This is a genomic window from Mycolicibacterium austroafricanum, assembly GCF_000612725.1.
GTDB classification, from domain to species: domain Bacteria; phylum Actinomycetota; class Actinomycetes; order Mycobacteriales; family Mycobacteriaceae; genus Mycobacterium; species Mycobacterium austroafricanum.
Window position 1 is genome coordinate 92,126 of record NZ_HG964457.1, and the last position, 13,135, is coordinate 105,260.

Genomic DNA, 13,135 nt, shown 5'->3' on the forward strand with positions numbered 1-13,135 from the left:
TAAGCTCAGCCGCATGAGCGAACGGACCCGCTGGGAGTACGCGACGATTCCACTACTGGTGCACGCCACCAAACAGATCCTGGATCAGTGGGGTGAGGACGGTTGGGAGCTGGTCGCGGTGCTGCCCAACCCGACGGGTGAGCAGCACGTCGCCTACCTCAAGCGGCCCAAGTGAGCGGCTGGTCGGAGCGGCTGGACGAGCTCGGCATCGCGCTGCCCGAGGTCGTCGCGCCGCTGGCGGCGTATGTGCCCGCGGTCCGCACCGGCAACCTGGTCTACACCGCCGGCCAGTTGCCGATCTCAAACGGTGAGCTGGCCGCGACCGGCAAGGTCGGCGCCGAGGTGTCCGCCGAGGACGCGAAGCACCTGGCCCGCCGGTGTGCGCTCAACGCGCTGGCCGCCGTCGATGCGCTGGTCGGCATCGACTCGGTGGTCAAGGTCGTCAAGGTCGTCGGCTTCGTCGCCTCGGCACCGGGATTCGACGGTCAGCCCGGCGTCGTCAACGGCGCCTCGGAGCTGTTCGGTGAGGTGTTCGGCGAAGCCGGCGCGCACGCGCGGTCGGCGGTCGGGGTGTCCGAGCTGCCGCGCAACGCTCCGGTGGAAGTGGAAGTGATCGTAGAGGTCTCCTAGGTGGAGCACCCCGCGTACGGCCTGCTGCGACCGGTGACCGACACCGCGTCGGTGCTGCTGTGCGAGAACCCGGGGTTGATGACGCTCGACGGCACCAACACCTGGGTGCTGCGCGGGCCGGGCAGCGACGAGATGGTCGTCGTCGACCCCGGCCCGGACGACAGAGACGAGCACATCGAGCGGCTCGCCGCCCTCGGCCCGATCCCGCTGGTGCTCATCAGTCATCGGCACGCCGACCACACCGGGGGCATCGACCGGATCGTCGATCTCACCGGCGCGGTGGTGCGCTCGGTGGGCAGCGGATTCCAGCGTGGCCTCGGCGGCACGCTGACCGACGGTGAGGTGATCGATGCCGCCGGCCTGAAGATCACCGTGATGGCCACCCCCGGCCACACCGCGGACTCGATGTCCTTCCTCGTCGGCGATGCCGTGCTGACCGCGGACACGATCCTGGGACGCGGCACCACCGTCATCGACAGCGAGGACGGCGACCTCGGCGACTACCTGGAATCGCTGCGCCGACTGCACGGGCTCGGACACCGCCGGGTGCTGCCCGGGCACGGCCCCGAGCTCGACGACGTGGTCGTCGTCAGCCAGGACTACCTGACGCACCGGGAGGAACGGCTCGAGCAGGTTCGTGCGGCGTTACGCGAGCTCGGTGAGGACGCCACCGCCCGGCAGGTGGTCGAGCACGTGTACACCGACGTCGACGAAAAGCTCTGGGACGCAGCCGAATCGTCGGTCCAGGCGCAGCTGGACCATCTACGCCGCTGACACCCGACGAAATTGCGTTCCAACAGGCGGCCACTCGAACTTTCGCTGCCGGAATGCAATTTCGGCGAAGTAGTTACCGCGCTCGGCGGGCCAGCCGCTCGGAGTCGCTGATCAACACGCTCTTGCCCTCCAGGCGGATCCAGCCGCGGTGAGCGAAGTCGGCGAGCGCCTTGTTGACGGTCTCGCGGGACGCGCCGACCAGCTGGGCGATCTCCTCCTGCGTCAGATCGTGCGTGACGCGCAGCGCGCCGCCCTCCTGCGTGCCGAAGCGCTGCGCCAACTGCAGCAGCTGCTTGGCGACCCGGCCGGGCACGTCGGTGAAGATCAGGTCGGCGAGGTTGTTGTTGGTGCGGCGCAGGCGGCGGGCCAGCACGCGCAGCAACTGCTCGGCGATCTCGGGACGGTCGGCGATCCACGCCCGCAGCGCTTCACGGTCCATCGACACCGCGCGCACCTCGGTGATCGTGGTGGCACTCGAGGTACGGGGGCCCGGGTCGAAGATCGACAGCTCGCCGAACATGTCCGACGGACCCATGATCGTCAGCAGGTTCTCGCGACCATCTGGCGAACGCCGGCCGATCTTCACCTTGCCGGAGATGATGATGTACAGGCGGTCGCCGGGCTCACCCTCGGCGAACACGGTGTGCCCGCGCGGGAAGTCGACGGGCTGCAACTGCTTGGTCAGCGCGGAAACGGCGCTCGGTTCCACACCCTGGAAGATTCCGGCCCTGGCCAGGATCTCGTCCACGTTGCCCCTTTGTGCGTTCGATGATCAAAAAAATGCGCTAGCCGACCTCGGAAGATCGTGACATCAGTCTAGAGGCATGCCCCTATGTGACCTGCCCACGCTACACACGATCGGCATGTCGGGTCTGCCGAAACTCGGTATTCGAGAGCTGATGGAGGTACTCGCGGGTCGGCAAACCCTGGGCGGTGATGGTGGTGACGAGCGAGGCGTGCGGTGCGTCCCGCTTGCCGGGGCGTCGGTCCACGGCGTGCGGTGCGCGATCGGACCCGTCCCGAGCGGGGGTAGGGGCGCCGCCGGCCCTGGCTTGCTCAAGAAACTCGTCGACATCGGACGGCGTGACCGTGTCGCGGCCCAACCCCGATTCCACGCGCTCCAAACCGAAGGTCGCCAGCATGAGCAACCCCGGAATCAGCGCCACGAGCAACCACGACACAACCGTGAAGTAAACACGCCGAAGGTCTCGACGGGATCACGAAAAGTCCACGTTAAGGACCTGACCACCGCCGGGCGCGTCGGAGGTCGTCAGTACGCTGGCCTGGTGACCGTGAAACCGGCCCGCGGTGCGTCTCCCAGGAAGTCGGGCCGCAAATGGGACGAGGAGACCCACCTGGGTCTGGTCCGTCGCGCCCGCCGGATGAACCGCACTCTGGCCCAGGCGTTTCCGCACGTGTACTGCGAATTGGACTTCACCGACCCGCTCGAGCTGACGGTGGCCACCATCCTGTCCGCGCAGAGCACCGACAAGCGCGTCAACCTCACCACCCCCGCGCTGTTCAAGAAGTACCGGACCGCGCGGGACTATGCGACGGCCGACCGCACCGAGCTCGAAGAGCTGATCCGGCCCACCGGCTTCTACCGCAACAAGGCCAACTCGCTGATCGGGTTGGGTCAGGCGCTGGAGGAGCGTTTCGACGGGCAGGTGCCCAGAACGCTCGACGAGCTCGTCACGCTGCCCGGGGTCGGGCGCAAGACCGCCAACGTCATCCTGGGCAACGCCTTCGACATCCCGGGGATCACGGTCGACACCCACTTCGGCAGGCTCGTGCGCCGCTGGCGCTGGACCGCTGAAGAAGACCCGGTCAAGGTCGAGCACATCGTCGGCGAGCTCATCGAGCGCAGCGAGTGGACCTTGCTCAGCCACCGGGTGATCTTCCACGGCCGGCGCGTGTGCCACGCCCGCAAACCGGCCTGCGGTGTGTGCGTGCTCGCCAAGGACTGCCCTTCCTACGGCGCAGGCCCCACCGACCCGCTGATTGCCGCCCCGCTGGTCAAGGGCCCCGAGACCGAGCACCTGCTGGCGCTGGCCGGACTGTAGGCATCCGGTCTTGTCCCTGAGCGCGTCGGCCCGCTGGAGCATCGTGGCGTTGGTGATCGTCGTCGCGCTCGGTGCCGCGCTGTGGGCGGAACTCGACGCCGACGAATCCCAGCCCCGGACCCAACGCGACGCCATCTCCGCGCGGGACCGGCGCGACGCCGACACCCCCGAGGCGCTCGCAGGTCTGCGCGCCCGCGCGGCGCTGGAACCCTGCCCCACCGGTGGAGACGCGGGTCCCGGCCCCGAGACGCTGCGCGGCATCGAGCTCGAATGCGTCGGCGACGGGTCCCGCGTCGACGTCGCCGAGGCGGTGGCCGGCCGGCCCGTCGTGCTGAACCTGTGGGCCTACTGGTGCGGCCCGTGCGCCGACGAACTGCCTGCGATGGCCGAGTACCAGCGGCGCGTCGGGTCGGCGGTGACGGTGCTGACGGTGCACCAGGACGAGAACGAGAGCGCGGCGTTGCTGCGCCTGACCGAACTGGGCGTGCACCTGCCCACGTTGCAGGACGGTCGCAGGACCATCGCCGCAGCGCTGCAGGTACCCAACGTGATGCCGGCCACGGTCGTGCTTCGCGCGGACGGTAGCGTTGCCGAGATCCTGCCTCGGTCGTTCGCGACCGCCGATGAAATCGCCGCAGCGGTTGACCCGAAGATTGGAGCCGCGTGAGCTGGGACAGCCGAGAAGGCGAGCTGACTCCTTCCGCCGCGCCGCCCTGGCTGGCCCCGCTCGTCGACCGACCCGGCGCCGTCAAGGACGCCTACCGTCGCCGCGTACCCGCCGAGGTGCTTGCCGCGCTGACGGCCGCCAACGCGACGGCGGCGGTGACCGGCGCCCGCCGCGATGCCGCGGTGCTCGTGCTGTTCTCCGGTCCTCAGGAGGGTTCGCGCGGCACACTGCCCGACGACGCCGACCTGTTGGTGACGGTGCGGGCGTCGACGCTGCGCCATCACGCCGGGCAGGCCGCCTTTCCCGGCGGCGCCGCAGACCCGGGGGATCAGAGCCCGGTCCACACCGCGCTGCGGGAAGCCGCCGAGGAGACGGGAATCGAGGCCGGCCGGCTGCAGCCGCTGGCCACGCTGGAGAAGATGTTCATCCCGCCGTCGGGTTTCCACGTCGTGCCCGTGCTGGCGTACTCACCGGATCCCGGTCCGGTCGCCGTGGTCGACGAGTCCGAGACCGCCCTGGTCGCCCGCGTTCCGGTGCGCGCGTTCATCAATCCCGAAAACCGGATCATGGTGTACCGCCGCCAGAACACCCGCCGCGCGGCAGGCCCGGCGTTCCTGCTCAACCAGATGATGGTGTGGGGCTTCACCGGCCAGGTGATCGCGGCGATGCTGGACGTCGCGGGCTGGGCGGTGCCGTGGGAAAGCGACAAAGTGTACGAACTCGACGAGGCAATGGCGTTGCTGGACGCCGAGGGCAGCTACGGTGATGCGCAACGATGAACTCGTCACAGTGGCTTGATATCAGCATCCTGGCGTTGGCACTCATCGCCGCCATTTCCGGCTGGCGATCGGGGGCGCCGGGTTCCCTGCTGGCTCTGGTGGGGGTGGCGCTCGGCGCCGCGGCGGGGATCCTGCTGGCTCCGCACGTGGTGAGCCACATCAGCGGCCCCCGCACCAAGCTGTTCGTCACGTTGTTCCTGATCCTCGCGCTGGTCGTGATCGGTGAGATCGCCGGGGTGGTGCTCGGCCGGGCGGTGCGCGGAGCCATCCGCAGCCCCGGGCTGCGCGTCGCGGATTCCGTGGTCGGTGTGGCGCTTCAACTCGTGCTCGTGCTGACCGCGGCATGGCTGCTCGGCACGGCGCTGGTGTCCTCGCCGCAACCCAATCTGGCCGCCGCGGTCCAGGGTTCGAAGGTCATCGCCGAGGTCGACTCGGTCGCGCCCAGCTGGCTGCGATCGGTGCCGAACCGGCTCTCGGCGCTGTGGGAGACAGCAGGACTGCACGACGTACTCAAACCCTTCGGCCCGACCCCGGTCGCCGAGATCGACCCGCCGGACCCCTCGCTGGCGACTTCGCCGGTGGTCAACACGACGCGGTCGAGCGTGGTCAAGGTCCGCGGGGTCGCGCAGAGCTGCCAGAAGGTGCTGGAGGGCACCGGTTTCGTCGTCGCACCCAACCGGGTGATGTCCAACGCGCACGTGGTCGCCGGCTCCGACAGCGTCACCGTCGAGGTCGACGGCCAGACCTACGACGCGGGTGTGGTGTCCTACGACCCGAACGCCGACATCTCGATTCTCGACGTGCCCAACCTGCCGTCCGCCCCGCTGCAGTTCGTCGACGCGGAAGCGCAGCCGGGGACCGACGGCATCGTGATGGGCTACCCGGGCGGCGGCGAGTTCACCGCCACCCCGGCACGGGTGCGGGAGGTCATCGAGCTCAACGGGCCCGACATCTACCGCTCCACCACCGTCACCCGCGAGGTCTACACCATCAGAGGCACGGTGAAACAAGGCAATTCGGGCGGGCCGATGATCAACCGGCAGGGCCGGGTGCTCGGCGTGGTGTTCGGCGCCGCCGTCGACGACGTCGACACCGGGTTCGTGCTCACCGCGGACGAGGTGGCCAGGCAGATGGCCAAGGTGGGCAACGTCGAACGTGTCGCGACCGGAACCTGCATCAGCGCCGGCTAGCCGTACACCTGGTTCAGGAAGCGCCGAAGCTGTTCGTTGACCGCCGCGGGTGCCTCCTCGTGGCTGAAATGCCCGGCGCCTTCGATCGAGACGTACCGGCCGTGCGGTGCGTAGCGTTGCGTCCGGTACACCGGGTCGGCCAGCACATACGGGTCCTGCTCGCCGCGCAGATGCAGCACCGGAACCCCCAACGGCCGCTTCATCGAGCTCATGAACCGGCGACCCTCGGCACGCAGCTGGCTGCGCACCGCCCAGCGTTGGTACTCCAGGGCGCAGTGGGCCGCCGACGGGATCTGGATGGCGCGGCGCATGTGCCGGATTGATTCCGAGAAGTCTTCGCCGGCTTGCCATTTCGCACTGGAACGACTGCGCACCAACCGCTCCAGCTCGGCGCCGTCGTCGCGGGTCAGCAGGCGCTCGGGCCGTATCGGCACCTGATACCGCAGCAGCGACGGCAACAGCGCCTGGCCCTGATCGCGGCGGGTCAGCGCCGAGGCCCGCAACGCCGCAGGGTGAGGGGAGCTGACGACAGCGATCGCCTGCACGACCCTCGGGTGCAGCACCGAGGTGGCCCAGCAGACCAGGCCGCCGTCGGCGTGACCCACCAGCGTGGCGGTGTTGTGGCCCAATGCGCGCACCAGACCAGCAGCGTCACCGGCCAGCGTCCAGCCGTCGTATCCGCGCGGTGGCTTGTCGCTGCCGCCGTACCCGCGCAGGTCGACGGCCACCACGCGGGCGCCCGTCAGGCCGGCCAACTGATGACGCCACGACCACCAGAACGACCCGAACCCGTGCAGCAGGATGACCAGGGGCCGGTCCGTCAGGGGTTTCGATCGATCGTCGGCACCGGCCTGCCGTTCGGCCTCGACAACGTGGAAGCGAATCCCGTTCGCGTGCACATCCAGATGGCGCCACGGCCCGCCGATGCGCACAACCGACGGATCGGGTCGGACCATTACCAGCCTGACGGGTCTTTGGGCGGTGCCTGATCGCCGTTTGTGGTTGCGACGGACCTCTTGTCCGGGCCGGGTGTGAACGCCTCGGGGATCTCCCTGACCGTCTCGATGGTCTTCTGCGGGCCCCGGATCCGGCGCACCTTCAGATACCCGAACAGCGCCAGCAACCCGGTGAGCACGACCATGATCCCGAACACGATCAGATAGGACGCCCACTTCCACAGCCAGTTGTCGAGCAGTTCGGCGAGGAAGAAGAAGAAAAAGAACGTCGAGTAGAACAGCACGACCAGCGCCCCGATGAAGAAGACACTTCCGGTCAGGCCCTTCTTGACGTCGCGGGTGATCTCGGCCTTGGCCAGCTCCACCTCGGCCCGCACCAGCGTCGAGACCTGAGCGGTCGCATCCTTGACCAGATCGCCGATCGACGGATCGGGCTTCGGAGCGTGAGGGTCCACCAGCGGTATCGACGTCACGGTGTTGGGCACGCCGTTTCTGCGATCGCTCACGCCTGGCTTCCTTCCGGCCACTCTTCTCGGTCGCGTTCATGTTGCCACGTGGCGTCCCACGAAACGATTCCGGCCGAGGATAGACTGCCCGGGTTCCTTGGTAAGGCGGGTCGGGCTTTGGGATTGGGGAGTGACGTCTTGAGGATTAGCGGCCGCTCTGTGCCGGTCCGCGCGGCGATCCTGGCTCTGACCGCCCTGCTCACGCTCGCGATCGTGCCCGCCCACGCCGCCACACCGGTACCCCTGGGCGGCGGCTCAGGGCTCGTCGTCAACGGCGAGACACTGTGCACGCTGACCGCCATCGGCACCGACAACCAGGGCAGCCTGATCGGCTTCACCTCCGCGCACTGCGGCGGTCCCGGCGCCGTCGTCGCGGCCGAGGGCGCCGAGAACACGGGCCCCGTCGGGACGATGGTCGCGGGCAACGACGTCCTCGACTACGCCGTGATCAAGTTCGACCCCGCCAGGGTCACGCCCGTCAACACCGTCAACGGTTTCCGCATCGACGGGCTGGGCCCGGATCCGCGATTCGGTGACGTCGCCTGCAAGCTCGGCCGCTCCACCGGCTACTCCTGCGGCGTCACCTGGGGACCGGGCCAGGAGCCCGGCACCATCCTCAACCAGGTATGCGGGGGGCCGGGCGACTCGGGTGGCCCCGTCACCGTCAACAACCGACTGGTCGGCATGCTCCACGGCGCGTTCTCCGAAGACCTCCCGACGTGCGTCGTCAAGTTCATCCCGCTGCACACTCCCGCGGTGACGATGTCGTTCAACACCCAGTTGGCCGACATCACCGCCAAGGGCAGGCCGGGCAGCGGCTTCGTGCCGGTCGGCGCGACGTACTGAGTCAGGCAGGCGTGAACGGGCCCGTGTCGCTCACGCAGAACACGTTCCCGTCGATGTCCGCCAGCACGAGCCAGGTGACGCCGCCGGCAACCTGCTCGGCGACGACGGAGGCGCCGCGTTGCACCAGTGCCGCGGCGGTGGCGTGCGGGTCGACGGCGCCGAGGTCGAGATGGATGCGGTTCTTGCCCGGAGTGGGCGTCTCGACCTGCTGAAAGGCGAGGTTGATACCGCGCAGGCGCGGCGAGCGCACCACCCAGACGTGATAGTCCTCGAAACCGTCCACCGTCCCGCCGAGGACCGCCGACCACCAGTCGGCCAGTACGGCGGCGCGGCTGGAGTCGACGGTGATGGTTCCCAGGAAGGGCTGTAGCCCGGCGTCGAGGGGACCGCCGGGTGCGGCACCCACCTACTTGCTGGCCCGGATCGCCTCGAACACGCTGGGGTCGAGCAGCGTCGAGGTGTCCCCGAGTTCGCGGCCCTCGGCCACGTCACGCAGCAGGCGCCGCATGATCTTGCCGCTGCGGGTCTTCGGCAGCTCGGGCACCACATGGATCTCGCGGGGCTTGGCGATCGGCGAGATCTCGCGGGCCACCTCGGCGCGCAGCTCGTCGACCATGTTGGCCTCACCACCGTGGGCGCTGGACTTGAGGATGACGAAGGCGCAGATCGCCTGACCGGTGTGCTCGTCGCTGGCGCCGACGACCGCCGCCTCGGCGACGCCGGAGTGACCGACGAGCGCGGACTCCACCTCGGCAGTCGAGATGCGGTGCCCGGAGATGTTCATGACGTCGTCGATGCGGCCGAGCACCCAGATCTCGCCGTCGGTGCCGTACCGAGCGCCGTCGCCGGCGAAGTACCAGCCCTTCTCGGCGAACCGGGACCAGTAGGTCTCCCTGAACCGCTCCTCGTCACCCCAGATGCCGCGCAGCATGGCCGGCCACGGCTTGTCGAGGACCAGATAACCGGTGACGTGTTCGCCGTAATCGGGGGAGGGCTCGAGCTCGTTGCCGTCGTCGTCGACGATCTTGGCCGAGATGCCGGGCAGCGCACGCATCGCCGAGCCGGGCTTGCAGTGGGTCACACCGGGCAACGGGGAGATCATGATCCCGCCCGTCTCGGTCTGCCACCAGGTGTCCACCACCGGGGTGTTGTCCCCGCCGAACGCCAGCCGGTACCACCGCCACGCCTCGGGGTTGATCGGTTCGCCGACCGAACCGAGCAGACGCAGACTCGACAGATCGTGCTCCGCGGGCAGTTGGCGGCCCCACTTCATGAAGGTACGGACCAGCGTCGGCGCGGTGTAATAGATTGTCACGCCGTACTTTTCGATCACCTGGAAGTGTCGGTGCTCGTCGGGTGAGGCCGGTGTGCCCTCGTAGACCACCTGGGTGGCGCCGTTGGACAGCGGCCCGTAGACGATGTAGGTGTGCCCGGTGACCCAGCCGATGTCGGCCGTGCACCAGTAGACGTCTGTTTCGGGCTTGATGTCGAACACGTTGTAGTGCGTGTAGGACGCCTGGGTCAGGTAGCCGCCCGAGGTGTGCATGATGCCCTTGGGTTTGCCGGTGGTCCCCGAGGTGTACAGCAGGAACAACGGGTGCTCGGAGTCGAACGCCTCCGGTGTGTGTTCGGTCGAGGCCTTCGGAACGACCTCTTCCCACAACACGTCGCGGCCCTGGGTCCACGCGATGTCGATGCCGGTCCGGCGCACCACGACGACGTGCTCGACCGGATTGTCGTCACCGAGACTTTCGATGGCCTCGTCGACCGCGGTCTTCAACGCGACCGCGGAACCACGACGGTACTGACCGTCGGTGGTGACGACGAGCTTGGTCTGCGCATCCTCGATACGGGCCTTGAGCGCACTGGCCGAGAACCCGGCGAACACAACGCTGTGCATGGCGCCCAGCCGCGCGCACGCCAGCATCGCGATGATCGCCTCGGGCACCATCGGCATGTAGATGGCCACCCGGTCACCGGCCTTCAGGCCGAGCTCGGCGAACGCGTTCGCGGCTTGGCAGACCTCGTCTTTGAGCTGCGCATACGTGATGTCGCGCGCGTCGCCGACGGGCTCGCCCTCCCAGTGGATGGCGACGCGGTCCCCGTTGCCGGCCTCGACGTGGCGGTCGACGCAGTTGTAGGCGACGTTGAGCTTGCCGCCGACGAACCACTTGGCGAACGGAGCATCCGACCAGTCGAGCACCTCGGTGAACGGTGTCTGCCAGCTCAGCCGGTTGGCCTGCTTGGCCCAGAACGCGAGCCGGTCGGCTTCGGCCTCGTCGTAGAGCTCCGCAGTCGCATTGGCCGACTCGGTGAACTCGGGAGGCGGAGGGTAGGACGCGATGGCGTCCAGTTGCGTCTCGGTCATGGTTGTGAGGGTAGTCACCAAACGTTGCATTGACGTTGGCGGCTCACATTCAGCACTGCGGGCGGTGGTTGCGGCGCGACGAGCGTCGCGGCGGGAGCGCTCATCGGTGCCCTCTGCTCTTCGCGCGAGCGCTCATCGGTGCCTCCTGCGCTTCGCCCGAGCGGTCGACTACCGTGTCCGGGCGTGACCCCCGATGACCCGTTGGCCCCGCTGACGACGCTACCCGGGGTGGCCGAGGCCGGCGAGGAAGCGCGTGAGGCCCTGGGCAGGGCGCATCGTCATCGTGCCAATCTGCGCGGGTGGCCGAAGTCGGCTGCCGAGGCGTCGCTGCGCGCGGCGCGCGCATCGTCGGTGCTCGACGGCGGGCCCCTGCAATTCGCGAACGTCGATGACCGCGACCCGGTTCTGGCCGGCGCACTGCGGGTGGCCGAGGCGCTCGAAGGCGGGGAAGGCGCGCTGGTCGGCGTGTGGCGGCGGGCGCCGCTGCAGGCGATCGCCCGGCTACACGCGTTGGCTGCCGCCGATCTGGCCGACGGTGACACACTGGGGCGGCCGCGGCGAGACGAGGGAGTGGGACGGCGGTTGGAGCTGCTGGCCGACCTCGTAACCGGAGGGACCCGGGTGCCCGCGCCCGTGCTGGCCGCGGTCGCACACGGCGAGCTGCTGACGCTGGCGCCGTTCGGCACAGCCGACGGCGTCGTGGCGCGCGCGGTGTCGCGCCTCATCACGATCGCCAGTGGCCTGGATCCGCACGGGCTCGGCGTTCCCGAGGTGCACTGGATGCGGCGGTCCGGCGACTACCGGGCTGCGGCGCGGGGGTTCGCGTCAGGGACGCCCGACGGCCTGGCGGCATGGCTGGTGCTCAGCAGCGAAGCGCTGCACGCGGGAGCAAGGGAAGCGCTCTCGATCGCGCAGGGCGCGTCGTCCTGACATCCCGGCGGCCCGGAGCCCGGTGACTCCCTCCAGCAAACGAAGCGGGCGGCGACCCGAAGTGGTCCTGCGACCACATCGGCTCACCGCCCGCTAGCACGGGTCACCGGTTACCAGGCGTGCCGGTTGGGTTGCGTGGGTGGCCTCGGCGTCCCTGCGAACCGTTACGACTGCAACCCCACCCAAGGGGTCGTCGTGGTCGTCCGATATCCGCAATTACGCAGGCCCGCAAACCTATTACCTTCTTCGCGGTATGTGCTCCGCGTGGGTTCCGGGACCCGTGCTAGGAGCCGAGATCGGGAGATCGAGCCTTCTCTTCCGGCTCGGCCTTGGCCTCACCCGGCTTCCGTGGTTCCTTTGTACTCCGTGACCGCGGTCACATCAAGGGCCAATAGGCCCGCGATCCCGGATCGTTACGCGGACCGGCCAGCAAGCGCGGTAGCTACCGGCAGGTAGCTTGTGTCAGAACGCGAACCGGCGCAGCAGCGAGTACGTCAGCGCCCCCGCTGCCAGCGCGCTCACCCCGACCGCGGCGGTGGTCGCGACGGCGGCTCCGGACGGGGCCGGCAAGCGGTCGCGCAGTGATACCGGCTTGGAGAACGTGCGGACCGGCCAGCCTCGCGCGGCGGCCTCCTTGCGCAACGTCCGGTCGGGATTGACCACGGTCGGATGCCCTACCGTCGCGAGCATCGGCAGGTCGGTGATCGAGTCGGAGTAGGCGTAGCAATGCTCGAGGGCGTAACCCTCGCGGTCGGCAAGCGCCAGAATGGCTTCCGCTTTGCCTTCGCCGTAGCAGTAGAAGGCGATGTCGCCGGTGTACTTGCCGTCCTCGACCACCATGCGCGTGGCCATCGCGTGGGTGGCGCCGAGTGCGCGGGCGATCGGCGCGACGATCTCCTCCCCGGAGGCGGACACCACGACGACGTCGCGGCCGCAGAGCTTGTGGTCGGCGATGAGTTCCGCGGCCTCGGCGAACACCAGCGGGTCGACGATGTCGTGCAGCGTCTCCCCGACGATGGCCTTGATCTGTTCGACGTCCCATCCGGTGCACATGTTGGTGATGTAGGTGCGCATCCGATCCATCTGGTCGTGGTCGGCTCCCGACATCAGAAACAGGAATTGTGCATAGCTCGACTTCAGAACGGCGCGCCTATTGATAAGCCCTTGGCTGTAGAACGGTTTGCTGAAAGCTAATGTGCTCGATTTCGCGAGCACGGTTTTGTCGAGATCGAAGAAGGCTGCGGTACGTATCGGGCGGTCCGGCGGAGTCGGCGCGGGGGGCGTCTGGCTACCCCCGACCGCCGGGTCGGGTGAAGTCACATCGTCAGCATAGGCGTGTGCTGCGTGACAGACAGCCTCAGATTGTACAAATTGGCAGTTCACGACACCTGTCTGCGACTGCATCTTTCCTGGTCCTCGGCGAAGT

At 68.6% G+C, this 13,135-nt stretch carries 16 protein-coding genes; 9 read left to right on the forward strand and 7 right to left on the reverse strand.

Annotation, left to right across the window (positions count from 1 at the left end):
- Positions 1-13: 13 nt before the first annotated feature.
- Genes BN976_RS33320 through BN976_RS25385 form a run of 3 tightly spaced genes read left to right on the forward strand, consistent with a single transcriptional unit; the run spans position 14 to position 1,404 of the window.
- The gene (locus tag BN976_RS33320) at positions 14-175 is read left to right on the forward strand and encodes a Sp36 family protein (RefSeq protein WP_011782563.1); all 162 of its coding nucleotides are present in this window, start codon (positions 14-16) and stop codon (positions 173-175) included.
- Entirely contained in the window at positions 172-630 is a 459-nt protein-coding gene (locus BN976_RS25380) for a RidA family protein (protein WP_036375182.1), read from the forward strand. Before BN976_RS33320 ends, BN976_RS25380 begins: the two co-directional genes overlap by 4 nt.
- Entirely contained in the window at positions 631-1,404 is a 774-nt protein-coding gene (locus BN976_RS25385) for an MBL fold metallo-hydrolase (RefSeq protein ID WP_011782561.1), read from the forward strand.
- A gap of 73 nt (positions 1,405-1,477) precedes the next feature.
- Here BN976_RS25385 and crp read toward each other — a convergent pair whose 3' ends face one another.
- Both crp and BN976_RS25395 read right to left on the reverse strand, forming a co-directional pair.
- A complete protein-coding gene (gene crp, locus BN976_RS25390) occupies positions 1,478-2,152 on the reverse strand; it encodes a cAMP-activated global transcriptional regulator CRP (protein ID WP_003931718.1) in 675 nt (224 codons plus the stop codon).
- Positions 2,153-2,252: 100 nt separating this feature from the next.
- Positions 2,253-2,546 carry a hypothetical protein gene (locus BN976_RS25395; RefSeq protein ID WP_235622127.1) on the reverse strand — a complete coding sequence of 98 codons (294 nt, stop codon included), beginning with the start codon at positions 2,544-2,546 and terminating at the stop codon, positions 2,253-2,255.
- A 144-nt stretch (positions 2,547-2,690) separates the two neighbouring features.
- Here BN976_RS25395 and nth point away from each other — a divergent pair, with 144 nt between their 5' ends.
- Genes nth through marP form a run of 4 tightly spaced genes read left to right on the forward strand, consistent with a single transcriptional unit; the run spans position 2,691 to position 6,103 of the window.
- Complete coding sequence (gene nth, locus BN976_RS25400) at positions 2,691-3,467, forward strand: endonuclease III (protein WP_011782559.1); 777 nt, start codon at positions 2,691-2,693, stop codon at positions 3,465-3,467.
- Between the two features lie 16 nt (positions 3,468-3,483).
- Positions 3,484-4,134: a TlpA family protein disulfide reductase gene (locus tag BN976_RS25405; protein ID WP_036375523.1), complete on the forward strand. Its 651-nt coding sequence runs from the start codon at positions 3,484-3,486 to the stop codon at positions 4,132-4,134.
- Positions 4,131-4,913, forward strand: coding sequence for an NUDIX hydrolase (locus tag BN976_RS25410; RefSeq protein ID WP_011782557.1), 783 nt, complete (start codon positions 4,131-4,133; stop codon positions 4,911-4,913). Before BN976_RS25405 ends, BN976_RS25410 begins: the two co-directional genes overlap by 4 nt.
- The gene (marP, locus tag BN976_RS25415; RefSeq protein ID WP_011782556.1) at positions 4,910-6,103 is read left to right on the forward strand and encodes an acid resistance serine protease MarP; all 1,194 of its coding nucleotides are present in this window, start codon (positions 4,910-4,912) and stop codon (positions 6,101-6,103) included. The genes BN976_RS25410 and marP overlap by 4 nt, the downstream gene beginning before the upstream one ends.
- Here marP and BN976_RS25420 read toward each other — a convergent pair.
- Entirely contained in the window at positions 6,100-7,059 is a 960-nt protein-coding gene (locus tag BN976_RS25420) for an alpha/beta fold hydrolase (RefSeq protein WP_011782555.1), read from the reverse strand. The two genes, marP and BN976_RS25420, sit on opposite strands and share 4 nt — an antisense overlap.
- On the reverse strand, positions 7,059-7,565 hold the full coding sequence (locus BN976_RS25425) for a phage holin family protein (protein WP_036375189.1): 507 nt from the start codon (positions 7,563-7,565) through the stop codon (positions 7,059-7,061). The genes BN976_RS25420 and BN976_RS25425 overlap by 1 nt, the downstream gene beginning before the upstream one ends.
- A gap of 159 nt (positions 7,566-7,724) precedes the next feature.
- Between BN976_RS25425 and BN976_RS25430 the strand changes: the two genes are divergently transcribed.
- On the forward strand, positions 7,725-8,411 hold the full coding sequence (locus BN976_RS25430; protein WP_036375192.1) for a S1 family peptidase: 687 nt from the start codon (positions 7,725-7,727) through the stop codon (positions 8,409-8,411).
- Between the two features lies 1 nt (position 8,412).
- Here the strand turns inward: BN976_RS25430 and BN976_RS25435 are convergent, their stop codons facing one another.
- Together BN976_RS25435 and acs are read right to left on the reverse strand one after the other, a co-directional pair.
- A complete protein-coding gene (locus BN976_RS25435) occupies positions 8,413-8,817 on the reverse strand; it encodes a VOC family protein (RefSeq protein WP_011782552.1) in 405 nt (134 codons plus the stop codon).
- Positions 8,818-10,779, reverse strand: a complete 1,962-nt coding sequence (acs, locus tag BN976_RS25440; protein WP_036375194.1) for an acetate--CoA ligase — start codon at positions 10,777-10,779, stop codon at positions 8,818-8,820.
- A gap of 183 nt (positions 10,780-10,962) precedes the next feature.
- Between acs and BN976_RS25445 the strand changes: the two genes are divergently transcribed.
- Positions 10,963-11,709 carry a Fic family protein gene (locus BN976_RS25445; RefSeq protein WP_036375197.1) on the forward strand — a complete coding sequence of 249 codons (747 nt, stop codon included), beginning with the start codon at positions 10,963-10,965 and terminating at the stop codon, positions 11,707-11,709.
- Positions 11,710-12,171: 462 nt separating this feature from the next.
- On the opposite strand, the gene BN976_RS25450 is transcribed toward BN976_RS25445, so the two are convergent.
- The gene (locus BN976_RS25450) at positions 12,172-13,029 is read right to left on the reverse strand and encodes an HAD-IB family hydrolase (protein ID WP_036375200.1); all 858 of its coding nucleotides are present in this window, start codon (positions 13,027-13,029) and stop codon (positions 12,172-12,174) included.
- Between the last annotated feature and the right edge of the window lie 106 nt (positions 13,030-13,135).

What these genes read in the sequence shown, in the direction of transcription:
- BN976_RS33320 (WP_011782563.1), top strand. Translation starts at nt 14, where the DNA reads ATGAGCGAACGGACCCGCTGGGAGTACGCGACGATTCCACTACTGGTG.
- BN976_RS25395 (WP_235622127.1), bottom strand. Translation starts at nt 2,546, where the DNA reads ATGCTGGCGACCTTCGGTTTGGAGCGCGTGGAATCGGGGTTGGGCCGC.
- marP (WP_011782556.1), top strand. Translation starts at nt 4,910, where the DNA reads ATGAACTCGTCACAGTGGCTTGATATCAGCATCCTGGCGTTGGCACTC.
- BN976_RS25420 (WP_011782555.1), bottom strand. Translation starts at nt 7,059, where the DNA reads ATGGTCCGACCCGATCCGTCGGTTGTGCGCATCGGCGGGCCGTGGCGC.
- acs (WP_036375194.1), bottom strand. Translation starts at nt 10,779, where the DNA reads ATGACCGAGACGCAACTGGACGCCATCGCGTCCTACCCTCCGCCTCCC.